Consider the following 24,024-nt stretch of genomic DNA (forward strand, 5'->3'; position numbering starts at 1 on the left):
GGCCCGTCCCGGGCAAGGGTTTTACCGGACGCCGCCGCAACTGCGACCGCCGCCGTGGCCGTCAGTCAGACGACGTCGATATCGTCCAGTGCATCGGGCGCGATCAGGTCGATGCGGTCCGTGCAGACCGCGTCGACGCCCCAGCGCGCCAACTCGCGCGCCCGTTCGAGGTCGTTCACCGTGTAAACCAGGATGCGTAGCCCGGCAGCCTTGATCGCGCGCACGAGCGGTTCGTCGAGGCGGGTGTGGTCTGCATGCAACGACACGCAGCCGAGCGCGTCGACGACCTGCGCATGCCAGTCGTCCGGCACGATTTCGTAGAGCATTCCGCGCGGCAGCGCCGGCGCGGACGCGCGCGCCTGTTGCAGTGCGTCGAACGAGAACGACGACAGCAGCGGCGCCACGGCGGCATCGCGCCAGTACGCGGCCGCGTCGGCCGCCACGCGCCGCCCCGTTTCGCGCTCGCGCCCCGGGCACGGCTTGATCTCGACGTTCGCGGCCAGCCCGTGCGCGATGCAGCGCGCCGCCGCGGCCTCGAGCGTCGGCATCCGTTCGCCCGCGAAGCGCGCATCGCGCCACGCGCCCGCGTCGAGCGCGGCCAGCGTCGCATAACGCATGCCCGCCGCCGCTCCATGGCCGTTCGACGTCCGGTCGACCGTGTCGTCGTGCAGCAGGAACGTCACGTCGTCGGCCGACAGCTTCGCGTCGAACTCGACCATCCGGTGACCGCGCCGCGCGCCCTCGTCGAGCGCGGCAAGCGTGTTCTCCGGCGCGAGCGTGCCGCCGCCGCGATGGGCGACGACGCGCGGATAGGGCCAGTCGGTGCGGATCGTCATCGTCGGTCTCCCGGCAGTCGGACAGTTTCAGCCGGCGCGCTTGCCGGTTTCGGGATCGAAGAAATGCAGCCGGTGCGCGGGCAACGCCGCCGTCAGCGCCGTGCCACGCGCGGGGCGGTCCGCGTGCGGCAGGCGCACCGCGACGTCGTGATTGCCCCAGCGGCCGTGCGCGAGATTGTCCGCGCCGAGCAGCTCGCACGAATCGACCGGCAGCGTCGCCTGCGCGACGCCCGGCTGCGGCGTCATGTGTTCGGGACGCACGCCGAGCACCCAGTCGCGCCCGGTGGCGATCTCGCTGCCGATGCCGGGCGCGCCGGCGACCGGCAGCGCGGGGCCGCCACCCGCGACCGTGAAGGTCGCGCCGTCTTCCGACAGCCGGCCGTGCATCAGGTTCATCGCGGGCGAGCCGATGAAGCCCGCGACGAACACGGTCGCCGGCTTCTCGTACACGTCGACCGGCGCGCCGATCTGCTCCGCGTAGCCGCGGTTCATCACGATCACCCGCTGCGCGAGCGTCATCGCTTCGATCTGGTCGTGCGTCACGTACACGCTCGTCGTCGCGAGTCGCGCGTGCAGCCGCTGGATTTCGAGCCGCATCTGCACGCGCAGCTTCGCGTCGAGGTTCGACAACGGCTCGTCGAACAGGAACACCGACGGCTCGCGCACGATCGCGCGCCCCATCGCAACGCGCTGCCGCTGGCCGCCCGACAACTCGCGCGGCCGCCGCGCGAGCAGCGGCTCGAGCTCGAGAATCTTCGCGGCCGCGGCCACCCGCGAATCGATCGTCGCGCGCTCGATGCCGCGAATCTTCAGCCCGTAGCCCATGTTCTGCGCGACCGTCATGTGCGGGTACAGCGCGTAGTTCTGGAACACCATCGCGATGTCGCGATCCTTCGGCTCCAGCGTGTTGACGACCCGGTCGCCGATCGCGATCTCGCCGTCCGTCACCGACTCGAGCCCCGCGATCATCCGCAACAACGTCGACTTGCCGCAGCCCGACGGGCCGACCAGCACGATGAATTCGCCGTCGGCGATCTCCACGTCGATGCCGTGCAGCACGTGCTGCTTGCCGTCGTAGGATTTCCTGACGCCCTTCAAGCTCAGTGCAGCCATACCTGGTCCTTCTCCCGGAGTTACCGTCGGTCGTTCATTTCTCGGAATCGACGAGGCCGCGCACGAACCAGCGCTGCATCGCCAGCACGACGACGAGCGGCGGAATCATCGCCAGCAGCGTCGCCGCCATCACGTATTGCCATTCGGTCGCGGCGTCGCCGCTCGCGATCATCGTCTTGATGCCGACCACCGCCGTCGACAGCGACGCTTCCGTCGTGATCAGGATCGGCCACAGATACTGGTTCCAGCCGTAGATGAACGTGATCACGAACAGCGCGGCGATGCTCGTCTTCGAAAGCGGCAGCACGACGTCCCAGAAGAAGCGCAGCGGCCCCGCGCCGTCGATACGCGCCGCATCCATCAGCTCGTCGGGCAGCGTCATGAAGAACTGCCGGAACAGGAACGTCGCGGTCGCCGATGCGATCAGCGGCATCGCGAGCCCCGCATAGGTGTTCGTCAGATGCAGTGTCGACACGACCTGCACGGTCGGGAAGATCCGCACTTCCACCGGCAGCATCAGCGTGACGAAGATCAGCCAGAACGCCGTGTTGCGAAACGGGAAGCGGAAATAGACGATCGCGTACGCGGACAGGATCGACACCGCGATCTTGCCGACCGCGATCCCGAGCGCCATCGCGAAGCTGTTCACGAGCAGGCGCCCGAACGGCGCCGTCGTGCCGCCGCTGCCGTGCCCCCAGATGTATGCGACGTTCTCGAACAGGTGCGTGCTCGGCACGAGCGACAGCGGCACCGTGAACACTTCCTGCGCATTCATCGTCGCCGCGCAGAACGCGACGTAGACGGGAAACACGATCAGGACGACACCGGCGATCAGCACCGCGTGGCAGAACAGGTCGAAGCCCTTGCGATTCTCGATCATGCGTATTGCACCCTGCGTTCGACGAAGCGGAACTGGATCACCGTGAGCCCCACGACGATGATCATCAGCACGACCGACTGCGCGCCCGAGCTGCCGATGTCGAGCCCCTGGAAGCCTTCCGCGAAGATCTTGTAGATCAGCGTCCTGGTGCTCTGCGCCGGGCCGCCGCCGGTGGCCGCGTCGATCACCGGGAAGGTGTCGAAGAACGCGTAGACGAGGTTCACGACCAGCAGGAAGAAACTCGTCGGCGACAGCAGCGGCAGCACGATGTTGAAGAAGCGCCGCACCGGCCCCGCGCCGTCGATCGCCGCCGCCTCGATCAGCGAGCGCGGGATCGCCTGCAGCCCCGCGTAGAAGAACAGGAAGTTGTAGCTCACCTGCTTCCATACCGACGCCAGCACGACGAGAAACATCGCCTGACCGCCGTTCAGCGCATGGTTCCACACGATGCCGCCCTTCGCGAGCGCATACGTGATCAGGCCGATGCTCGGGTTGAACAGGAACGCCCACAGCACGGCCGCGATCGTCGGCGCGACCGCGTACGGCCAGATCAGCAGCGTGCGGTACGCGCGCGCGCCGCGGATCACGCGGTCGGCGCATGCGGCGAGCAGCAGCGACACGACGAGCCCGCTCACCGTGACGAGCGAACTGAACACGAGCGTCGTGCGGAACGAATCGAGATACAGCGGATCGGCGAACAGGTGCGCGAAGTTCGCGAAGCCGACGAACTCGCTCGACGTGCCGAACGCGTCCTGCATCTGCGTGGACTGCCACAGCGCGACACCGGCCGGCCACAGGAAGAACACGGCGGTGATCGCGAGCTGCGGCGCGACCAGCAGGTACGGCACCGGGCTCGTACCGAAACGGGAACGGGATTGCATCGCGGGTGTCCGGTCAGGCGAAACGGAAGGGAAGCCGTGCCGCCGGACGGCACGCGCTGACGCGCGGCGCCGCCGGCGGCACGAACGCGATGCGTGCTCAGCCGCCCGACTTCTCGAAGCGGCGCAGCAGTTCGTCGCCGCGCGAGGCGGCCGAATCGAGCGCGTCCTTCGGCGACTTCTTCTGCGCCCAGACCTGTTCGAACTCCTCGTCGACGATCGTGCGGATCTGCGGCATGTTGCCCAGCCGCAGCCCCTTCGTGTACGGCAGCGGCGGCTTGTTCAACATCTGCTTGATCGCGGTTTCGGCGCTCGGGTTCTTCGCGTAGAAGCCCTGCTGGCGCGTCAGGTCGTACGCGGCGGTCGTGACCGGCAGGTAGCCCGTATCCTGGTGCCACTTCGCGGCGACGGCAGGCGTGGCCAGGTACGCGAGGAATTTCGCGACGCCCTTGTAGGTCGCCGGATCCTTGCCGGCCAGCACCCACAGGCTCGCGCCGCCGATGATCGCGTTCTGCGGCGCGCCCTTCACGTCCGCGTCGTACGGCAGCATCCCCGTGCCGTAGCTGAACTTCGCGAATTTCTGCACGTTCGCGAGCGCCCCCGACGACGTCGTCAGAATCCCGCAGTCGCCGCTGTAGAACTTCGCCGACGCTTCATCCTTGCGGCCCGCGTACGTGAACGTGCCGTCCTTCGCCATCTGCTGCAGGAACGCGATATGCGCGATCTGCTGCGGCTTGTTGAACTCGAGCACCGCGTCCGTACCGTCGAAGCCGTTGTTGCGGCTCGCGAACGGCAGCCCGTGCCACGCGCTGTAGTTTTCGAGCTGGATCCAGCCCTGCCAGCCGGTCGTGAAACCGCAGGCCATCCCCGACTTGCGCAGCTTCTCGGCATCCGCCTTCACGTCGGCCCACGTCTTCGGCGGCTGGTTCGGATCGAGGCCCGCCTTCTTGAACGCGTCCTTGTTGTAGTACAGCACCGGCGTCGAGCTGTTGAACGGCATCGAGACCAGGTGGCCCGTCTTCGCGTCGCTGTAGTAGCTCGCGATGGTCGGCACGAATGCCTTTTCGTCGAGCGTCACGCCGGCCTGCTTGAACACGTCGTAGACGGGCACCACCGCCTTCTTCGCCTGCATCATCGTCGCCGTGCCGACTTCATACACCTGCAGGATCGCCGGCGCGTTGCCGCTGCGATAGGCCGCGATGCCGGCCGCGAGCGCCTGGTCGTAGGTGCCCTTGAAGACAGGCACGATCTTGTAGTCGCTTTGCGACGCGTTGAACTGGTCGGCGATCGCATTGACCCGCTCGCCGAGCGCGGCCTCCATCGCATGCCAGAACTGGATTTCCGTCGCGGCGAGCGCGACGTGCTGCGCCCCGAACATCAACGCGCCGCCGAGCGCGATCGACCGAACCAGTGTCCCCGCAGGCTTCTTCTTCATCGACCTCTCCTATGAAGACGTTACCAACAGCGTGTGCAACATTCCCGTCGCCATTGAACCGGCGAAGTCTAGTGATCGTTTGTGACAGTCAGTTGTCGTTGACGACGAACAGGCGCTGGTATTCCTTCAGCGCGAAGCGGTCGGTCATGCCGGCGATGTAATGCGCGACGAGACGCGGCTGCTGCGCCGCGTCGTCGGACTGGTACGGCGGCGGCAGCAGGCGCGGATCGTCGATGAACGCATCGAACAACCCCGTGACGACGCGTTGCGCCTTGCTCGCCATGCGCATCACCTTGTAGTGGCGATACAGGTTCTTGAAGAGGAAGCGCTTGAGGGCGGCCGCCTGCGCGGCGACCTCGGGGCTGTGCGACACGAGCGGCGGTGCGTCGCGCACGTCGTCGAGCGACGCAGGCGCGACGCGCGCGAGATTGCGCGTCGTCTCGTCGATCAGATCGACGATCAGCGTGTTGATGATGCGGCGCACCGTCTCGTGCACGAGACGGCGGCCTTCGAGATGCGGGAATTCGGCGAGCGCCGCTTCGTAGTGACGCTGCCACAGCTCGACTTCCGCGAGCTGCTCGATCGTGATCAGGCCGGAGCGCAGGCCGTCGTCGACGTCGTGGTTGTTGTACGCGATTTCATCGGCGATGTTCGCGAGCTGCGCTTCGAGCGACGGCTGGCGGCCTTGCAGGAAGCGCTCGCCGAGCGCGCCGAGCTTGCGCGCATTCTCGCGCGAACAGTGCTTCAGGATGCCTTCGCGCGTCTCGAAGCACAGGTTCAATCCGTTGAACGCGCCGTAGTGCTCCTCGAGCTCGTCGACCACGGCGAGGCTTTGCAGGTTGTGCTCGAAGCCGCCGTGCTCGCGCATGCACGCATTCAGCGCGTCCTGCCCGGCATGGCCGAACGGCGTATGGCCGAGATCGTGCGCGAGCGAGATCGCTTCGACGAGATCCTCGTTCAGGCGCAGGTTGCGCGCGACCGAGCGCGCGATCTGCGCGACTTCGAGGCTGTGCGTGAGGCGTGTGCGGAACAGGTCGCCTTCGTGATTGACGAAGACCTGCGTCTTGTATTCGAGCCGGCGAAACGCGGTCGAATGGACGATGCGGTCGCGATCGCGCTGGAATTCGGTGCGCGCCGCCGGCGGGGTTTCCGGATGGCGGCGGCCACGCGACTGCGACGCGTGTGCGGCATACGGAGCGAGATGGGCTTCCAGCGCCGCCAGCGTCGGCGGCTCGGCCACCGGCGCGGCGCAGGCGCGGCCGGCTTCGGGCAGTGTGCGGCTGGATGTCTCGCTCACGTCTCCTCCATGTCAGGGCGCCGGCACATCCGGGCCACCGTTAGTGGGTCGTCTGCGCCAGTGTAGCGAATACCGCTTCGTCCGGCGCCTGCGTGATCAGCGTATCGCCGAATCGCTTCAGCAGGATGAACTTGATCGCGCCGGACTCGGCCTTCTTGTCGACGCGCATCAGGTCCATGTAGCGCGCGTCGCCGAGCGCAGGCCCGCGGGTCGGCAGATGCGCGGCCGCGATCACCGCATCGAGGCGCTGCCGCGACGCTTCGTCGAAGAGACCGAGCCGCACCGACAGGTCGCCCGCCATCACCATCCCGCAGCCGACCGCCTCGCCGTGCAGCCACTCGCCGTAGCCGAGCCCGGCCTCGATCGCATGGCCGAACGTGTGGCCGAAATTCAGAATCGCGCGCAGGCCGCCTTCGCGCTCGTCGGCCGCGACGACGCTCGCCTTGATCTCGCACGAACGCTTCACCGCATGCGCGAGCGCAGCCGGCTCGCGACGGTTCAGCGCACCGACGTTCGCCTCGATCCAGTCGAAGAACCCGGCATCGGCGATTGCGCCCGTCTTGATGACTTCGGCGACGCCCGCCGCCAGTTCGCGATCGGGCAGCGTCGTCAGCGCGCCGATGTCCGCGATCACGGCCTGCGGCTGGTAAAACGCGCCGATCATGTTCTTGCCGAGCGGGTGATTGATGCCCGTCTTGCCGCCGACCGACGAATCGACCTGCGACAGCAGCGTCGTCGGCACCTGGATGAACGGCACGCCACGCATGTAGCACGCGGCGGCAAAACCCGTCATGTCGCCGACCACGCCGCCGCCGAGCGCGACGAGCGTCGTCTTGCGATCCGCGTGCTCCGTGAGCAGGCCGTCGAAGATCAGGTTCAGCGTTTCCCAGTTCTTGTACGCCTCGCCGTCCGGCAGCACGACCGTCGACACGCGCTTGCCGAGTGGCGCGAGCGCCGCGCGCAGCGCGTCGCCGTAGAGCGGATCGACCGTCGTGTTCGTGACGATCGTGACGGACGAACCCTTGACGTGGGGAGCGAACAGCTCGGTGCGGCCGATCAGGCCGGCGCCAATATGAATCGGATAGGCGCGGTCGCCCAGATCGACGTTGACAGTAATCATGCTTGTAGCGGCTTGGCGACGACGCCGGCCAGTTCGAGTTGCATCAGCACCATGTTGACGAGACCGTTGACCGACGGACGGCCAGTCTCGATGACGAAATCCGCGCATTCGCGGTACAGCGGGTCGCGCACTTCGTACAGCGCTTCGAGACGCCCCTTCGGATCTTCCGTCTGCAACAGCGGGCGGTTCTTGTCCTTGCGCGTGCGCAGCCACAGATCGTGCGGATTGGCGCGCAGGTAGACGACGATGCCGTTGGTTTTCAGGCTGTCGCGATTTTCCGGGCGCAGCACCGCGCCGCCGCCCGTCGCGAGCACGATGTTCTCGCGCTGCGCGAGATCGGCGATGACCTGCGTTTCGCGATCGCGAAACCCGGCCTCGCCCTCCAGCTCGAAGATCACCGGAATGCGCGCGCCCGTACGGGCCTCGATTTCGTGGTCGGAGTCGAAGAACGTCCTGTCGAGACGACGCGCGACCGCACGGCCCACGGTGGTCTTACCCGCTCCCATAAGGCCGACGAAAAATACGTTTGCATGTGGGTCCCGCGCTTGCAACGGCTTCCTCTGCTTCAATCTTGCTGGTGTGTGGCGCAGCTTACTGGCAAAGCGGCTGCCTTGTCGAGCCTGCGCCGCCGGCTTCCGGCCCTGTTTTCTCGGCGTCCACGTCGCCCGTGTCGGATGCGCCGCAACGCGCCTCGACGACGGTCGGCGTGATGAAGACGACCAGTTCGTTGCGTTGATCGCGCTGCGCGCGGTGCCGGAAAAGCGCGCCCAGAAACGGTATTCTGCCCAAGAGCGGCACGCGCGTCACATCGTTCCGGTTCAGTTGTTCATAGATGCCGCCGATCGCGACCGTCCCGCCATTCTCGACCTCGACGCGCGTCTGCACGTGCTTCGTATGGATGGCAGGGCCGGCCGCGGTCGGCTCGCCGACGCTGTCCTTGGTCACGTCGAGATCGAGCACCACGCGCCCGTCCGGCGTGATCTGCGGCTCGACCTCCAGCTTGAGCGTCGCGCGACGGAACTGCACGCCGCTCATGCCATTGCCGACCTTCGCCTGGTACGGCAGTTCGGAACCCTGTTCGACGATGGCCTTGACGCGGTCCGCCGTCACTACCCGCGGACGCGAAACGATCTGGCCCCGACCCTGTGCCTCGAGCGCACTCAGCTCGATGTCGAGTACGCGGCTGAGCGGCGCGGCGAACAGCGTGAAGCCGGCAGTCGCCGCGTCGAAACCGCCGAGCGGCCGCGCGGCGAGATCCAGCGCGTTGCGCGCATCCGCCGTGAATGACGCGCCCTCGGCCGACGACGGCCGTCCCTGCGCACGCAGCGCGACGCGCGCGCCAAGGTTGCGCGAGAAACCCTGCTCGCCCTCGACGATGCGAGCCTCGATGCGGACCTGCCGCGACGGCCGGTCGATCGCGTCGATCAGGGCCGCGATCTGAGCGAGGCGCGGCGCGAGATCGGTCACGAACAGCAGGTTCGTGCGCGGATCGGCCGCCGCGGCGCCACGCTTCGACAGCAGACGCTGGCCGGTCGCGCCGGCCAGCAGCCGTTGCACGTCCTGCGCGCGCGGATAGTGCAGCGCGAACGTACGGCTCGCGAGCGGCTCCAGATCGGCGGCCCGCGCATGCATTTCGAAGCGCTCGCGTTCGCGCGCAGCCAGTTCGGCTGCCGGCGTGACCCAGATCACGTTTCCGCGCCGGGACATCGCGAGCCCGTGCGTGTCGAGCAGCGTGTCGAACGCTTCGCGCCAGCGGACATTGTTCAGACGTAACGTCACCGTGCCGCGCACCTGCTCGCCGACGACGATATTGAGCCCCGTGAACCGCGCGATCGCGTCGAACGCAGCCGCGAGCCCGGCGCCCTGCAGATTCAGCGAGATCCGGCGCGCGTCGTCGGCATCGCCGGGTTGCCGCGCGGCGGCGTCGCTCATTCGGGCCGGCGGCGCCAGCGGGATCGGCGGCCCCTCGAGCGTGGAAAGCGGTGGGGCGGTTTCCGTCTGCAGCGCCGCACGCGCGGCCTGATCGAACGGCGAGGGGCCGGCGTCCTCCGCTACCGCGCCGTCCACGCCGTCAGCCACGCGCAACGGCTGCGACAGGCCCGGCACCGACACCGCCGTCGACCCGGCCGGCCAGACCGCCGGCAGCGGCGGTAACGGCGGCAACGACGCGCCAGCGTTAGCCGCCGTCACGCCGGCCCAGACGACAAACACCCAACAGCCGTGTTTCGTCATGGCCGGCCTCCGTCGTCCAGGACGAGCCGCTGCGATCCGTCTGCCGTTGCAAGCGTCACGGCAGCGCGATCGACACGCACCACGCGCGCAGCCCCCAGCACCTCGCCAGGTGCGACGGCCGTGAACACGCCGTCGCCGTCGTCGAACAACGCGAGACCGGTACGCGCATCGCGAATCGTGCCGGCAAGGCGGGCTGCGCGCCCCGCCGCTTCGGTCGGGCCAGCCTCGCCGAACGGATCGGCGTCGGACGCAGCGGCGCGAACCGGCATGTCGGCCGCCGCGGCGGTTGCTGCCGGCAGCGCCGGAAACACGTCGACGGACATATCCACGCGCGCCGCCGACATGCCACGCTCGATACGCAGCGCCGACGGTACGGCCAACACCGGGAAGCGCGCCAGCCCGCCGACCATATGCACCAGCGCGCGAAAACCGCCATCCGCGACGATGCGCACGGTGCGCCGGCCGTCCGGTGCCGCGCCATCGGCGCGCTGCGGTTCGATCGACACGCCCTGCAGCCCGCTCGATGCAGCGAGATCGGCCAGCTCCAGCATCAACTCGACCCATTCCGGCGCATGCGGCAAGCGATCGTCGCGCGTCGACGCACGATGCCCGTCGCGCCGCTGTCCGGCGGAAGCGAGCACGCGTTGCGCGTCGGCCGCACGCGCCTGCGCTGCGGCGAGCAACGCGCGACTATGTGCCAGGCCGCTCCAGTTGGCCGTATTCGCCAGATGAATGCCGCCTGCCAACACGGCGCCGAATGCCAGCACGCAACCCGCGGCATGCACGGCCGCCGGCGACACGTGCGGCATGCGGCCCGGCCCGGCGCCTGAGCGCAGCGCCGACCAACGCACGAGCGCCGTCATGCGCCACCTCCCGGCACCGTCCGCGACGACATCGCGTCGTGCCAGCGCAACTGCACCGAGAACCGGAACGGCATCCCGGCCGCGGCAGCCGGCGCATCCGACGCAGGCTTCAACGTCTCTATATCGATCCGCCAGTCGCGCTGCTCGCGCGCCATCGCGGCGAGCCACCGCGCAGCCGCCCGGTAACTCGCGGCGCGCGCGTCGAGCACGGCGCCGGTCGTCGTCATGCGCAGTGCGTCGAGCCGGATATGATCGGCGCGCACCTGCTTCAGGGTCGCCAGCAACCCTGTCACGCGCCGGTAAGGCGCGGCCAGCGCAGCCGCCTGCGCTTCGCGCTGCGCGATGGCGGCGGCGGCGTGGGCGGCGTGCGTCGCAACGGCCACTTGTGGCTGCAACTGCCGCAACCGTGCCTCCACGCCGGCGCGCTCGGCGTCCACCCGCCATCGCGATAACACAGCAGCGCCCGTCCACACGCCGGCGCCGAGCACGCCGAGCAGGATCGCCACACCGCACTGCGCGGCCCGACGACGCCGCAACGCCTGCGCCAATCGTTCGCGGTACGGCAGCAGGTTGAAGTCGCCGAATACCGCCCGTACCGCCTGCTCGGCCGCCACCGCCCCGCCTCCGTTTGCCGCCACGTGATCGGCCATCATTCCGACACCCCGCGCAACGCCAGCCCGAATGCAACGGCAAACGCCGGGCCGCCCGGCATGCCGGCGCGCGCGCACGGCTGGCCGTCCCAGCCCGTGCAGTCGAACGGGACCACTGCCGTGCCGAGCACATCGCCAATCCCGGCGACGGACGTATCGAAGCGGGCGATACATCGCTCGTCTCCGGCGACGAATACGCACCGCACGGCCCCCAGCACGCGTCGGCGCAACGCATCGGGAAGTGCCTCCGGCAACGTGCCGGACAGTGTAAGCGCCGGGGTGATCGACGGGCCATCGATTCGCCAGCCGCGCACGCCCGCGTCGCAGAACCAGAGCGCGGCGTAGGCGCCCTGGGCGTCGAGTTCGAACTGCGCGGCATAGCGCAGCGCGCGCAGCACGGCGGCCGACTCGCCGTCGATCACCGTCAGGTCGATACCGGCCTGGGCGGCCACGTCGATCCGCCGCTCGAGCAGCGCCAGCGGCGCCACCGCCACCGCGATCTCGCCGGACCGCGCGCCGCCGTAGTGCCGCCAGTCGAACGCGAGACTGTCCGGCGCCAGCCCCGAGATGCGCTCGGCCGCCTGCCGCGCGGCGTCCGGGATGTCGCCGCGCCCGGCCAGATCGAGCGTCGCGGTACGCATCTCTTCGTCGTGCAGCGCCATCACGCCGCGCGCGTCGCACCGCACATCGCACGCCGACAGCCGCGCCACAGCCGCCGCCAGCGACCGCGCGACCGCCGCCCATCGCGCGTCTTCCGGCCCGTCCGCCAATCCGACCGGTTCCCGCTCGAGCCCCTCGACGCGCACATCCGCGTCCCGGCCGCGCCGGCTCAGCACGGCCACCCTTACTTCGTGCGCACCGACGTCGATTCCCGTCGACCGGTGCCTGCCCTGTGCAAACCGCGCCACCCATCGTCCTGCCATCCCAGCCTCCCGAGATCGTCGCGGCCCACGCCGCGTTTCCGAGACCTGATTCTGCAAAGCGACGCGTGCGACCGACAGTCGGCCAAATGGCCAGCATCCGCTCACGGGGGCCATGCAGGACTATGCTGACGACACGCCGACCTGCGGCTTTCCGACGGGCGGCCCCGCGTCAGGACCGGTCTTACCGGGCAGCTATAATCGCGGGACTGTTTTCCGGTATGCCTATGCAATCCACGACTCCTACGTCCCCGCCTCCCGCCCCGGAGCCGAAGAAGCGACCCTGGTGGCAAAAAGTCCTGCTCGGCTTCGCCGCGATGTGCGTGGCCCTCGTCGTGGCCGGCGGCCTCGTGCTCGGCTACGCGCTCGTCGTGGCGTGGCCGAACATGCCGTCGCTCGACGCGCTGACCGACTATCGGCCGAAGGTGCCGCTGCGCATCTATACGTCGGATCACGTGCTGATCGGCGAATTCGGCGAGGAGCGTCGCGACGTCGTCCATTTCAAGGACGTGCCCGACTCGCTGAAGAAGGCGATTCTCGCGATCGAGGACGCGCGCTTCTACGATCACGGCGGCGTCGATCTCACCGGCATCGTCCGCGCCGGCTTCGTCGCGCTGACGAACGGCCACGCGTCGCAGGGCGCGAGCACGATCACGATGCAGGTCGCGCGCAACTTCTTCCTGTCGAGCGAGAAGACCTACACGCGCAAGATCTACGAGATGCTGCTCGCGTACCGGATCGAGCGCGCACTGACGAAGGATCAGATTCTCGAGGTCTACATGAATCAGATCTATCTCGGCCAGCGCGCGTACGGCTTCGCGAGCGCCGCGCGGGTCTATTTCGGCAAGGACCTGAAGGACATCACGCTCGCGGAAGCCGCGATGCTCGCGGGGCTGCCGAAGGCGCCGTCCGCGTACAACCCGGTCGTGAACCCGAAGCGCGCGAAGGTGCGCCAGGAATACATCCTGCAGCGGATGCTCGAGCTGAACTTCATCACGCGCGAACAGTACGACGAAGCCGCCGCGCAGCCGCTCGTCGTCAAGGGGCCGGGCCGCGATTTCAGCGTGCACGCCGAATACGTCGCCGAAATGGTCAGACAGATGATGTACGCGCAGTATCGCGAGGAAACCTACACGCGCGGCTTCAACGTCGTCACGACGATCGATTCCGCGGACCAGCAGGTCGCGTACACCGCGCTGCGCAAGGGCATCATGGATTACGAGCGCCGCCACGGCTATCGCGGGCCGGAGGGCTTCATCGAGCTGCCGGCCGGCGCCGACGATCGCGAACAGGCGATCGACGACGCGCTGCTCGAGCACCCCGACAACGGCGAGCTGATCGCCGCGGTCGTGACGGCCGCGAGCCCGCGCCAGATCACGGTTGCGTTCATCGACGGCAGCACTGCGACGATCGAGGGCGACAACCTGCGCTTCGCGTCGGGCGCGCTGTCCGCCAACGCGCAGCCGAACCGCCGCATCCGCCCCGGCGCAATCGTCCGCGTCGTGAAGAACGACGCCGGCAAATGGTCGATCACGCAGTTGCCGCAGGTCGAAGGCGCGTTCCTGTCGATCGTCCCGCAGGATGGGGCGATCCGCTCGCTCGTCGGCGGCTTCGACTACAACAAGAACAAGTTCAACCACGTCACGCAGGCGTGGCGGCAGCCGGGTTCGTCGTTCAAGCCGTTCATCTATTCGGCGTCGCTCGACAAGGGCCTCGGGCCGGCCACCGTGATCAACGACGGCCCGCTGTATTTCAGCGCCGCGGAAACCGGCGGCCAGCCGTGGGAGCCGAAGAACTACGGCGGCGGCTTCGAGGGCCCGATGTCGATGCGCACCGCGCTGCAGCGCTCGCGCAACCTCGTGTCGATCCGGATCCTGAACCACATCGGCACGAAATACGCGCAGCAATACATCACCCGTTTCGGCTTCGACGCCGAGCGCCATCCCGCCTACCTGCCGATGGCACTCGGTGCCGGTCAGGTCACGCCGCTACAGATGGCGGGCGCGTATTCGGTCTTCGCGAACGGCGGCTACCGCGTCAATCCGTACCTGATCGCCGAAGTCACCGATCCGAACGGTGCGATCGTCGCGCGCGCGCAGCCGCTCATCGCCGAGCAGAACGCGCCGCGCGCGATCGACGCGCGCAACGCCTACGTCATGAACAGCCTGCTGCAGAGCGTCGCGCAGCGCGGCACGGGCGCGCGGACCAACGTGCTGAAGCGCACCGACCTCGCGGGCAAGACCGGTACGACGAACGACTCGCACGACGCGTGGTTCGCCGGCTACCAGCACACGCTCGCCGCGATCGCATGGATCGGCTGCGACAATCCGCGCAGCCTCGGCGATCGCGAAACCGGCGGCGGCCTGTCGCTGCCGGTCTGGATCGACTACATGGGTGCGGCGCTGAAGGGCGTGCCCGAGTTCAAGCCGACGGCGCCTGACGGCGTCGAATCGCTCGGCGGCGAACTGTACTTCACCGAGTTCACGCCGGGTCACGGCTTCGTGTCGACGGTCGGCGTGCCGCAGGCGCCGGCCGCGCAGAACGTCGACGAGGCGGTGCCGCACGTCGACGAACAGGAAAAGCAGGACATCATGAACCTGTTCCGCGGCCACTGACCGGCGGCCCGGACATGAAAAAAGCGCCCCGCGGGGCGCTTTTTCTTCGGGCACGACGTTGGGAGCCCAGTGCCCCGGCCGTCACGCGCTGAACGTGATCGGCAGGCCGGCCTGCTGGGTCGCGTACTCGGTGAGCGCCGCGAAGAACTCGGTGCCCGTGCGCGTATCGCGCCATGCGCCGTCGATGAAACGGTAGTGGAATCCGCCCGCCTTCGCGGCAATCCACACCTCCTTCATCGGCGGCTGCAGGTTGACGATGATCTTCGAGCCGTTCTCGAACGTCAGCGTCAGCACACTGCCGTTGCGCTCCAGGTCGATGTCGTGATCGCCGTCGTTCGCGACGTCCACGGTACGCTCGACGGCCGCCAGCACGGCCTCTGCACGGGCCAGGTATTCAGTATCGGACATGCTAAACTCTATCGGTTAAATTGTTCAGGGACGATCATGCGAGTCGTTTTCCGGATGAGCGCGATTGTAGCGGCTTTGGCGATTCTTGCCGGCTGCGGTCAAAGCGGCGCGCTCTATCTGCCCACCGTGCCTCCGATGCCCAAGCCGATCCAGCAACAGGACACGCCGCCGTCGGACGTGAAACCGACCGACGAAAACGCGTCGTCCGACGAGATGCCCGACACATCCGGCTCGCCGCTCAAGCTGTCGCCCGAGTTGTCGAGCAGCGCATCGACGCTGCCCGCCCCGGCATCGGGCCCGGCCGCCACGAAGTAACGCCGCGCTGCCGCCCGCGCGGCGCTCGAAACGAGGCGATGACCATTCGGTCATCGCCTTTCGTTTTTTCCGGGCCGCCCCGTCATGCGCGCACGCGCCGCCATCCCCACGCAACCAGTCGCCAGCCGAGCAGTGCGGCGACGATCGCCGCGTAGAGCTTCGGCTGCGCGAGATCGTGCTTGCCGGCCCGCATCCACCAGAAGTGCAGCACGCCGAACAGCGCGATCGCGTAGATCGCGCTGTGCAGCGTCGCCCAGTGGCGACCGAGCCGGCGCACCATCGCGCGCGGCGACGTCGCGGCGAGCGGAATCAGCAGCACGAACGCCGCGAAGCCGACCGTGATGAACGGACGCTTGCCGACGTCCTTCAGGATCGCGACGACGTCGAACCACTTGTCGAACCACAGGTAGGTCGTGAAATGCAGCGTCGCGTAAAAGAACGCGAACAGCCCGATCATCCGGCGAAAGCGCAGCAGCGGCGCGAAACCCGTCATGCGCCTCACCGGCGTGACGGCAAGCGTGATGCACAACAGGACGAGCGTCCACAAACCCGTCGAGCGCGTGACGAATTCGATCGGGTTCGCGCCGAGCCGATCGGTCAGCCCGAACAGCACGATGCGCGCGAGCGGATAGAGGCCGGCCGCGAACACCAGCACCTTGGCCGGTGCGAGCCAGCGCGGCGCAGCGGGACGGATCGCACCGGCCCGTGCCGTGCGCGCGAGCGGCCCGTCGCCCGCGGCGCGGGCGGACGTGAGCGTCGAAGGAGGCATGTCGTTTCTCACGGTCGCACTCAGAAATTCTTCTTCAGGTCCATGCCCTGATACATCGATGCGACCAGATCGCCGTAGCCGTTGAACATCAGCGTCTTGCGCTTCGGCGTGAAGAAGCCGTCCTCGCCGATGCGCCGCTCGGTCGCTTGGCTCCAGCGCGGATGATCGACATTCGGGTTCACGTTCGAATAAAAGCCGTATTCGTTCGCCGCGTACGTGTTCCAGCTCGTCTTCGGCTGCTTGTCGACGAAGCGGATCTTCACGAGCGACTTCGCGCTCTTGAAGCCGTACTTCCACGGCACGACGATCCGCACCGGTGCGCCGTTCTGGTTCGGCAGCACCTGCCCGTAGACGCCCATCGTCAGCAGCGTCAGCGGATTCATCGCCTCGTCCATGCGCAGCCCTTCCGAATACGGCCAGTCGAGCACGGGCGTCGACAGGCCCGGCATCTGCGACGGATCGGCCAGCGTGACGAATTGCACGTATTTCGCGTTGCCGGTCGGCTGCACGCGCTTGATCAGCTCGGACAGCGGCACGCCGATCCACGGAATCACCATCGACCAGCCCTCGACGCAGCGCAGCCGGTACACGCGCTCCTCGAGCGGCGCGAGCTTCAGCAACTCGTCGAGATCGAACACCTTCGGGTGCTGCACCTCGCCTTCGACACTCACGCGCCACGGGCGCGGCCGCAGCGTGCCGGCGTTCTGCGCCGGATCGCTCTTGTCGGTGCCGAATTCGTAGAAGTTGTTGTAGGACGTGATGTCCTTGAACGGCGTCACCTTGTCGATGGCGACGAATGTCGGGTTCGTTTTTGCCGCGAGCTTCGCCGCCCGCGGATCGGGCGACGCATACGCGGCGAGCGCCGCGCCGCTGGCGCCGAACAGGCCGCCTGCGGCCGCGAGGCCGGCTGCCTGCAGCACGCGCCGCCGGTTCTCGAACACCGCGCGCGGGGTGATCTCGCTCGGCGCGATATCCGCGCCGGTCAGTACGTTACGCAAAGGGCGTTTGATCCACATCGTGCAGCTCCTCCCGCATGCGCGGCGCGCATGCTTCATGAGCGTTCGACCCGGCCCGTCACGCGCCGTTCGACGCCCGGTTCGCCCGCCCGTTACAAAAGAAAACCGCCGGGCACGCAGTGCACCGGCGGTCATATGGTCGGACGAGCGGCGGAAACCTTACAGCTTGCCGTAGCTGTGCAACCCGGACAGGAACATGTTGACGCCGAGGAACGCGAACGTCGTGACCAGCAGGCCGGTAAGTGCCCACCACGCGGCCACCGCGCCGCGCAGGCCCTTCATCAGCCGCATGTGCAGCCACGCCGCGTAGTTCAGCCACACGATCAGCGCCCAGGTTTCCTTCGGATCCCAGCTCCAGTAGCCGCCCCACGCCTCGGCCGCCCACAGTGCGCCGAGGATCGTCGCGATCGTGAAGAACGCGAAACCGACCGCGATCGACTTGTACATCACGTCGTCGAGCACTTCCAGCGTCGGCAGGCGATCGGCGAGGACCCCGCGCTCCTTCATCAGGTACGCGACCGACACCATCGCCGACAGCGCGAAGCTGCCGTAGCCGATGAAGTTCGCCGGCACGTGGATCTTCATCCACCAGCTTTGCAGTGCCGGTACGAGCGGCTGGATCTGCTGCGCATCGCGCGCGACCGAGTACCACATCAGGAAGCCGACCGCCGCACTGATGACCAGCAGCACGAACGCGCCGAGCGAGCGCGTGCCGTAGTGGCCTTCGTAATACAGATAAAGCAGCGCGGTGATCAGGCTGAACAGCACGAACACTTCATAGAGGTTCGACACGGGGATGTGCCCGACATCCGCACCGATCAGGTAGGACTCGTACCAGCGCACCATCAACCCCGTGAAGCCCATCAGCACGGCAACCCACGTGAGCTTCTGGCCGATCGCGGCGCCCGTTTCGGAGCGGGCGAGCAGGCCGATCCAGTAGAAGATCGTCGCGAGCACGAACAGCGCGCTCATCCACAGGATCGCCGACTGGCTCGACAGGAAATACTTGAGGAAGAACGCCGCATCGGCGCGGGCGAGATCGCCCTGGTAGATCTGGATCGACAGCAGCGACAGCACGGCGATCGACGCCATCATCAGCCGCGCGGGCTTCCAGCGCCAGCCGAGCGCGACGAGCGCCGGCACGGTGCCGATCATCACCGCCTTGTCGTAGTAATCCATGTGCGCGTTGTAGTGCACGAGCGCATAGCCCGCGCCCGCCACCAGCGCCAGTGCGAACAGCCAGTCGAACAGCGACAGGCGCGCGAGGAACGGACGGTCGTCGAACAGCGGCGACGATGCCGGCGCCGCAGCCGACGCCGTACGGGAAGAGGAAACTTGCGTGAGATCCATGATGTTACCGGGTGGAATTCTCGGAATCGGAACCGCCGCCGGCAGGCGGGCGGGCCGTCGAAGCCGCACCGGCGGGCGCGGCGTCGCGAGGTGCGGCGCGCAAGGCGGCGCCGGCCGCGTCGCGCGTCTGCACGAATTCTTTCTCGAAATCGAAGGTCTTGCGGGCCGTGGACATTGCCATCACCACATCGACGCCCGAACCGGCGTCCTTCAGCCAGAACCAGAGTCGCCGCTCGCGCACGTAGAACATCGAGAAGATGCCGGCGACCAGCAACAGGCTGCCAAGATACACCAGATTCTTGCCGGGTGCGCGCGTCAACTGAAATACCGAAGCTTGCACCTGCTTGAACGAGTCAAGCTGCAAATAGACCGGCGATCCATACAAGAAGCTGTCGGATAGCGCATTGATCGCGTTCTGCACGAAGCGGATCGTGTCGGTGCCCTGCTGCGCCGCCGGCTCGCCGGCACGCTCGCGGGCGATCTGCCAGACCTCCCACATCGAGCCCTCGAGCATCCGCAGCAGCAGGCTCGCAGCCTTCTCCTGCTCGCCCTTCGGCACCGAGCGGTCGATGAAGGTCGCCACTGCCTGGAAGCCGCCGACCGGCTGGCCGTCCGCTCCGCGACCGATGCTGTCGTCGCTTGCCGCAAAAAGGGTCAGCACCTTCGATGCACTATCCTGCAGACGGCCACGCAGCGACGCGTCGCCCGGCAGCGAGCGCTGCGCGAAGCGTGCGGCGGCTTCCGTGCGCACGGCCGGATCCTCGAGCGCGGCGCGCAGGCGCATCCATTCGCCGATCGAATCCTGGCTGTCGGCCGGAATCCGCATATAGCGGAACGGGTCGTTCGGGCTCGCGCGCACGCCGGCGAGGAACACGCGCTCGCCGTTCATGTCGACGGGCAGCATGTAGTTGTTGAATTCGCGCGCCTGGCCGTCCTTGCCGCGGATCTTGTACTGCACCGACGGGCCGATGTTGTGGAGCTGCGTCGGCTTCGACGTCTTCGCGCCCGAGCCGAGCCGCTCGTCGAACACTTCCTTCAGCGAGCTCGTCGTCGCGACGCCGCGGACGTCGGGCTTGCCGGTCGCGTCGGCCATGTTCTCGACGTTGATCGCGCGGAAATCGGAGAACTCAATCGTGTCGCCGTCGGCGCCCGGAACCTGCAGCGGCGCCGAGCTGCCGATCGTACCCTTCACGGGGACGGTCGCCGCGTGGCTGCCCGTCATCGGATAGGCCGTCATCTGCATCTGCGAGCCGCCGTCCTGGAAGCTCGACTGGTAGATCGACACGCCCTTGTACGTGAACGGCTTGTTGACCTCGACCCGCGCCGGGATCTTCCGGCCGGTCTCGCGATCGATCACGACGATGTCGCTCGCGAACAGCTTCGGCATGCCCGTCGTGTAGTAATCGACGATGAACTTGTCGAGCTGGATCGAGAACGGCAGATCCTGAATCAGCGAGCCGCTCGGCTGGTTCAGGATCGCGGTCGACACGAACTGGCCCTCCGGCACCCATGCATAGCCGCGGAACGTCGGGTTCGACGCGGACAGGCGATGGTCGGGCGAGATCTCGCTGATCGTCGCGCTCGTGTTGACCGGGCTCTTGCCGAACATCCACATCTGGAATTTGATCGGCAGGTTGCTGTCGAGCAGGCCGCCGATACAGATCACGACGATCGCAAGGTGCGCGGAGATATAGCCCCACTTGGTCATCGCACCGCGCTTCGCGGAGATCAGCGTCGCGCCGTCGGTTTCACGCACGACGTGCTTGTAGCCGGCCTTCGTGACGAACGCGGCGAGCGTGGTCGCGACGCTCGCGCGCGTGCCGGACGCCGTGTACTCGGCCTTGTGGTGGAATGCGCGCAGGCTGCCCTCGCGGACCTTGTCCTTCCAGCTCTTCGCATCGGCGAGCATCTTCGGCGCGTTGCGGATCACGCACAGCGAGATCGACGCGACGAGGAAGATCAGGATCAGCATGAACCACCACGCGCTGTACACGTTGTACAGGCCGAGCGAGCGGAAGATGTCCGCCCAGAACGGCCCGAACTGGTTCACGTAGTTCGGATACGGATCGTCCTGGGTCAGGACCGTGCCGATGATGCTCGCAATCGACAGCACCACCAGCAGCGCGATCGCGAAGCGCATCGAGCTCAGCAGCTCGACCGCGCGTTTCGATGCACCCTGGCTCGACTTCGACTGCAACCCCGACGTGGTAACGCTCATTCAAACTCCGACTAAGGGGAAACAGCCCCCACGCTCACTATGTTCGCTTCGGGGGCGCAGCCCCCATCGCCGGCAAGCCGCTCCATCCCGGCTCGGCCCGGCGAGTGCCGACAAAAAAGAAGGGCGAGGCAACCGCGACGGCGCGGCGCCCCACCCTTTTCTTGTTCTGACTCCGGCCGCCCTTCGGGCGCCCGGTCATTCCATTCGCGGCCGACCGCTCAACGCAGGCCCGCGATGTAATCCGCGACGGCCTTGATCTCGGTATCCGACAGCCGCGACGCGATCTGATGCATCGCCTCGTTGTTGTTGCGCGCACCGGCACCCTGCTGGAACGCGGTCAACTGCGCGACCGTGTAATCGGCCCATTGCCCCGACAGACGCGGGTACTGGACCGGGATTCCCTGCCCCGTCGGGCCGTGGCAGCTCGCGCAGGCGGGTACGCCCTTTTCCGCGATGCCGCCTCGATAGATCTTCTGGCCGACCGGCACGGTCGCCGCATCGCGTGCGGTACCGAGCTTCGTCGTCTGCGACCCGTAGTACGCGGCGACGTTGCGCATGTCGTCCGCGCTCAACGCGCTCGCGAATCCAACCATCACCGCGTTGTTCCGCACCGGCCCCTTCGCGCCCGGCTGCGTCTTGAAGTCGTTCAACTGCTTGACCAGATATTCGGGATGCTGGCCGGCAAGCTTCGGGAAACTGCCCGACGCGCTATTGCCGTCGGCGCCGTGACACGACGCGCAAACCTGCCCGGCAATCGCCTTGCCGCGGTCGAGATCCGGCTTGGCCGCATCTGCCGCGTTTGCCTCCGCTACGAAACCTACGAACCCTGCTGCAACCTGAAGCACCATCAGAGACTTGCACAGTCGATTCATTCGCACACCCTGTTTCGTCTTGTGGGAATTTGAGGTTCTGCAAAAAACGACGGCGTCCAGTCTACCGCAGAAGCCACATAAAAGCGCGAGGCAGGCGCCCGGTGGCCTTCGGTAAAACCGCCGTATTGTACAATATCGTGTTGAAAGCTCCCGCGCCTATCGGGGCTACCCCGCCTCCACCAAGCGGCTCGCGCCGCCCGTCCTTCCGGTTCCCATGGCCTTTCTGCTCCATCAAGCCCGCTTCTACACGACCGTCAACCATCTGCGCGACCTGCCGCCGACGGTTCAGCCGGAAATCGCGTTCGCGGGCCGCTCGAATGCCGGCAAGTCGACGGCGATCAACGTGCTCTGCAACCAGAAGCGGCTGGCCTTCGCGTCGAAGACGCCCGGCCGCACGCAGCATATCAACTACTTCTCCGTCGGCCCGGCCGCCGAGCCCGTCGCGAACCTCGTCGACCTGCCCGGCTACGGCTATGCGGAAGTGCCCGGCGCCGCGAAGGCACATTGGGAAATGCTGCTGTCGTCCTATCTCGCGACGCGCTCGCAGCTTTGCGGCCTGATCCTGATGATGGATTCGCGCCGTCCGCTGACCGATCTCGATCGACGCATGATCGAGTGGTTCGCGCCGACCGGCAAGCCGATCCACACGCTGCTGACCAAGTGCGACAAATTGACGCGCCAGGAAAGCATCAACGCGTTGCGCAATACGCAGAAGGGGCTCGACGCGTATCGCGACCAGGGCGTGCAGGGCAAGCTGACGGTCCAGCTGTTCTCGGCGCTGAAGCGCACAGGGCTCGACGAGGCCCATGAACTGATCGAGAGCTGGCTGCGGCCGTCCGTCGCCGACGAAAAAAGCGAGCCTGTAGCACAATGAGCGGGCAACGCGCGGCTGGGATCGGCTGTGCGCACCTGACGGCACCTGCGGATTCGGCCGGCTCATAAAAAAACCCGCCGTCGAACGGCGGGTCAAACAGCCTAATCGAAAAACGACAGGCACCCGCTCAGGGAGGAGAAGCGGGGAGCTGCACGCAACGCGTACCGCTCGATCGCTATCATATACCAACGATCTCGAAAATGACCTAAGGGTTCCGTAAGGTCCTTCTTGCCCTGATTTCTGCCAAATCGCCATGAGCTTCCATCCGCTTCATCGTCCGCGCCGGATGCGCCGCGACGACTTCTCTCGCCGCCTGATGCGCGAAAATCGCCTGACCACCGACGATCTGATCTATCCGGTGTTCGTCGTCGAAGGCACCAACGAACGCCAGCCAGTCCCGTCGATGCCCGGCGTCGAGCGCGTGTCGGTCGATCTGCTGATGCACGTCGCCGAACAGTGCGTCGAACTCGGCGTGCCCGTGCTGTCGCTGTTCCCGGCCATCGAGCCGTCGTTGAAAACACCCGACGGCCGCGAAGCGGCCAATCCGGAAGGCCTGATCCCGCGCGCCGTGCGCGAGCTGAAGAAGCGCTTCCCCGAACTCGGCGTGCTGACCGACGTCGCGCTCGATCCGTACACGAGCCACGGCCAGGACGGCGTGCTCGACGAAAACGGCTACGTGATCAACGACGACACGATCGAGATCCTGGTCGACCAGGCGCGTGCGCAGGCAGAAGCCGGCGTCGACATCGTCGCGCCGTCGGACATGATGGACGGCCGCATCGGCGCGGTCCGCGAGATGCTGGAAAGCGACGGCCATATTCATACGCGGATCATGGCCTACTCGGCGAAGTTCGCATCGGCGTTCTACGGCCCGTTCCGCGATGCGGTCGGTTCGGCATCCAATCTGGGCAAGGGTAACAAGATGACCTACCAGATGGATCCGGCGAACAGTGACGAAGCGCTGCGCGAAGTGCGCCTCGACATCGACGAAGGCGCCGACATGGTGATGGTCAAGCCCGGCATGCCGTATCTCGACATCGTGCGCCGCGTGAAGGACGAGTTCCGCTTCCCGACCTACGTGTACCAGGTGAGCGGCGAGTACGCGATGCTGAAGGCGGCCGCGATGAACGGCTGGCTCGACCACGACAAGGTCGTGCTCGAATCGCTGCTCGCGTTCAAGCGTGCAGGCGCTGACGGCGTGCTCACGTACTTCGCGCTCGATGCCGCGCGTCTGCTGAAAGCGCAGCGCTGATCGCGCGCCGGCTGCACGAGCAAAAACGGCGGGACACCTCGGTGTTCCGCCGTTTTTCGTTGACCGTCGATCGAGACTGTCAGCCAGCCCGGAAGCTTCCGTTCGCCAGTT

General features: G+C 67.2%; 22 protein-coding genes. 4 read left to right on the top strand and 18 right to left on the bottom strand.

All coding sequences use genetic code 11. The features are described 5' to 3' along the window. Nucleotides 1–65: 65 nt before the first annotated feature. The 12 genes from ugpQ to WS61_RS06555 form a co-directional block, all read right to left on the bottom strand. The gene (gene ugpQ / locus WS61_RS06500) at nucleotides 66–836 is read right to left on the bottom strand and encodes a glycerophosphodiester phosphodiesterase (protein ID WP_059499755.1); all 771 of its coding nucleotides are present in this window, start codon (nucleotides 834–836) and stop codon (nucleotides 66–68) included. 27 nt (nucleotides 837–863) lie between these two features. Next, complete coding sequence (locus tag WS61_RS06505; protein WP_059499756.1) at nucleotides 864–1,949, bottom strand: sn-glycerol-3-phosphate import ATP-binding protein UgpC; 1,086 nt, start codon at nucleotides 1,947–1,949, stop codon at nucleotides 864–866. Between the two features lie 34 nt (nucleotides 1,950–1,983). Further along, a complete protein-coding gene (ugpE, locus tag WS61_RS06510) occupies nucleotides 1,984–2,829 on the bottom strand; it encodes a sn-glycerol-3-phosphate ABC transporter permease UgpE (RefSeq protein WP_034209753.1) in 846 nt (281 codons plus the stop codon). Beyond that, on the bottom strand, nucleotides 2,826–3,710 hold the full coding sequence (gene ugpA / locus WS61_RS06515) for a sn-glycerol-3-phosphate ABC transporter permease UgpA (RefSeq protein ID WP_059499757.1): 885 nt from the start codon (nucleotides 3,708–3,710) through the stop codon (nucleotides 2,826–2,828). Before ugpA ends, ugpE begins: the two co-directional genes overlap by 4 nt. A 97-nt stretch (nucleotides 3,711–3,807) precedes the next feature. After that, the gene (gene ugpB / locus WS61_RS06520; RefSeq protein ID WP_034209751.1) at nucleotides 3,808–5,142 is read right to left on the bottom strand and encodes a sn-glycerol-3-phosphate ABC transporter substrate-binding protein UgpB; all 1,335 of its coding nucleotides are present in this window, start codon (nucleotides 5,140–5,142) and stop codon (nucleotides 3,808–3,810) included. Between the two features lie 88 nt (nucleotides 5,143–5,230). Beyond that, a complete protein-coding gene (locus tag WS61_RS06525; protein WP_059499758.1) occupies nucleotides 5,231–6,439 on the bottom strand; it encodes a deoxyguanosinetriphosphate triphosphohydrolase in 1,209 nt (402 codons plus the stop codon). Between the two features lie 40 nt (nucleotides 6,440–6,479). Beyond that, the gene (gene aroB / locus WS61_RS06530) at nucleotides 6,480–7,559 is read right to left on the bottom strand and encodes a 3-dehydroquinate synthase (protein ID WP_059499759.1); all 1,080 of its coding nucleotides are present in this window, start codon (nucleotides 7,557–7,559) and stop codon (nucleotides 6,480–6,482) included. Next, entirely contained in the window at nucleotides 7,556–8,110 is a 555-nt protein-coding gene (locus WS61_RS06535; protein WP_059499760.1) for a shikimate kinase, read from the bottom strand. Before WS61_RS06535 ends, aroB begins: the two co-directional genes overlap by 4 nt. 40 nt (nucleotides 8,111–8,150) lie before the next feature. Further along, entirely contained in the window at nucleotides 8,151–9,791 is a 1,641-nt protein-coding gene (locus tag WS61_RS06540; protein ID WP_059499761.1) for a type IV pilus secretin PilQ, read from the bottom strand. Further along, nucleotides 9,788–10,654: a hypothetical protein gene (locus WS61_RS06545; protein WP_059499762.1), complete on the bottom strand. Its 867-nt coding sequence runs from the start codon at nucleotides 10,652–10,654 to the stop codon at nucleotides 9,788–9,790. Before WS61_RS06545 ends, WS61_RS06540 begins: the two co-directional genes overlap by 4 nt. Next, on the bottom strand, nucleotides 10,651–11,304 hold the full coding sequence (locus tag WS61_RS06550; protein WP_059499763.1) for a hypothetical protein: 654 nt from the start codon (nucleotides 11,302–11,304) through the stop codon (nucleotides 10,651–10,653). Before WS61_RS06550 ends, WS61_RS06545 begins: the two co-directional genes overlap by 4 nt. After that, a complete protein-coding gene (locus tag WS61_RS06555; RefSeq protein ID WP_059499764.1) occupies nucleotides 11,304–12,227 on the bottom strand; it encodes a hypothetical protein in 924 nt (307 codons plus the stop codon). The genes WS61_RS06550 and WS61_RS06555 overlap by 1 nt, the downstream gene beginning before the upstream one ends. Before the next feature lie 218 nt (nucleotides 12,228–12,445). Between WS61_RS06555 and WS61_RS06560 the strand changes: the two genes are divergently transcribed. Beyond that, nucleotides 12,446–14,839: a penicillin-binding protein 1A gene (locus WS61_RS06560; RefSeq protein WP_059499765.1), complete on the top strand. Its 2,394-nt coding sequence runs from the start codon at nucleotides 12,446–12,448 to the stop codon at nucleotides 14,837–14,839. A gap of 81 nt (nucleotides 14,840–14,920) precedes the next feature. Here WS61_RS06560 and cyaY read toward each other — a convergent pair whose 3' ends face one another. Then, nucleotides 14,921–15,247 carry an iron donor protein CyaY gene (gene cyaY / locus WS61_RS06565; RefSeq protein WP_059499766.1) on the bottom strand — a complete coding sequence of 109 codons (327 nt, stop codon included), beginning with the start codon at nucleotides 15,245–15,247 and terminating at the stop codon, nucleotides 14,921–14,923. A 36-nt stretch (nucleotides 15,248–15,283) separates the two neighbouring features. Here cyaY and WS61_RS06570 point away from each other — a divergent pair, with 36 nt between their 5' ends. Further along, nucleotides 15,284–15,562, top strand: coding sequence for a lipoprotein (locus tag WS61_RS06570; protein WP_059499767.1), 279 nt, complete (start codon nucleotides 15,284–15,286; stop codon nucleotides 15,560–15,562). 82 nt (nucleotides 15,563–15,644) lie between these two features. Here the strand turns inward: WS61_RS06570 and msrQ are convergent, their stop codons facing one another. The 5 genes from msrQ to WS61_RS06595 form a co-directional block, all read right to left on the bottom strand. Next, nucleotides 15,645–16,331 (bottom strand): protein-methionine-sulfoxide reductase heme-binding subunit MsrQ, encoded by a 687-nt coding sequence (gene msrQ, locus WS61_RS06575; protein ID WP_059499768.1) that lies wholly within the window; start codon nucleotides 16,329–16,331, stop codon nucleotides 15,645–15,647. A gap of 20 nt (nucleotides 16,332–16,351) precedes the next feature. After that, nucleotides 16,352–17,347: a protein-methionine-sulfoxide reductase catalytic subunit MsrP gene (gene msrP / locus WS61_RS06580; RefSeq protein WP_059499783.1), complete on the bottom strand. Its 996-nt coding sequence runs from the start codon at nucleotides 17,345–17,347 to the stop codon at nucleotides 16,352–16,354. Nucleotides 17,348–17,506: 159 nt separating this feature from the next. Further along, complete coding sequence (gene ccsB, locus WS61_RS06585) at nucleotides 17,507–18,697, bottom strand: c-type cytochrome biogenesis protein CcsB (protein ID WP_059499769.1); 1,191 nt, start codon at nucleotides 18,695–18,697, stop codon at nucleotides 17,507–17,509. A gap of 4 nt (nucleotides 18,698–18,701) precedes the next feature. Then, nucleotides 18,702–20,915: a cytochrome c biogenesis protein ResB gene (locus tag WS61_RS06590; protein ID WP_059499770.1), complete on the bottom strand. Its 2,214-nt coding sequence runs from the start codon at nucleotides 20,913–20,915 to the stop codon at nucleotides 18,702–18,704. Between the two features lie 218 nt (nucleotides 20,916–21,133). Continuing rightward, nucleotides 21,134–21,787 carry a cytochrome c gene (locus tag WS61_RS06595; RefSeq protein ID WP_011546640.1) on the bottom strand — a complete coding sequence of 218 codons (654 nt, stop codon included), beginning with the start codon at nucleotides 21,785–21,787 and terminating at the stop codon, nucleotides 21,134–21,136. A 214-nt stretch (nucleotides 21,788–22,001) separates the two neighbouring features. Between WS61_RS06595 and yihA the strand changes: the two genes are divergently transcribed. Further along, nucleotides 22,002–22,661, top strand: coding sequence for a ribosome biogenesis GTP-binding protein YihA/YsxC (gene yihA / locus WS61_RS06600; protein ID WP_034209737.1), 660 nt, complete (start codon nucleotides 22,002–22,004; stop codon nucleotides 22,659–22,661). Nucleotides 22,662–22,914: 253 nt separating this feature from the next. After that, on the top strand, nucleotides 22,915–23,913 hold the full coding sequence (hemB, locus tag WS61_RS06605) for a porphobilinogen synthase (RefSeq protein WP_034209736.1): 999 nt from the start codon (nucleotides 22,915–22,917) through the stop codon (nucleotides 23,911–23,913). The last annotated feature ends 111 nt before the right edge of the window (nucleotides 23,914–24,024 follow it).

Source organism: Burkholderia sp. ABCPW 11 (assembly GCF_001523445.1).
Lineage (GTDB): Bacteria > Pseudomonadota > Gammaproteobacteria > Burkholderiales > Burkholderiaceae > Burkholderia.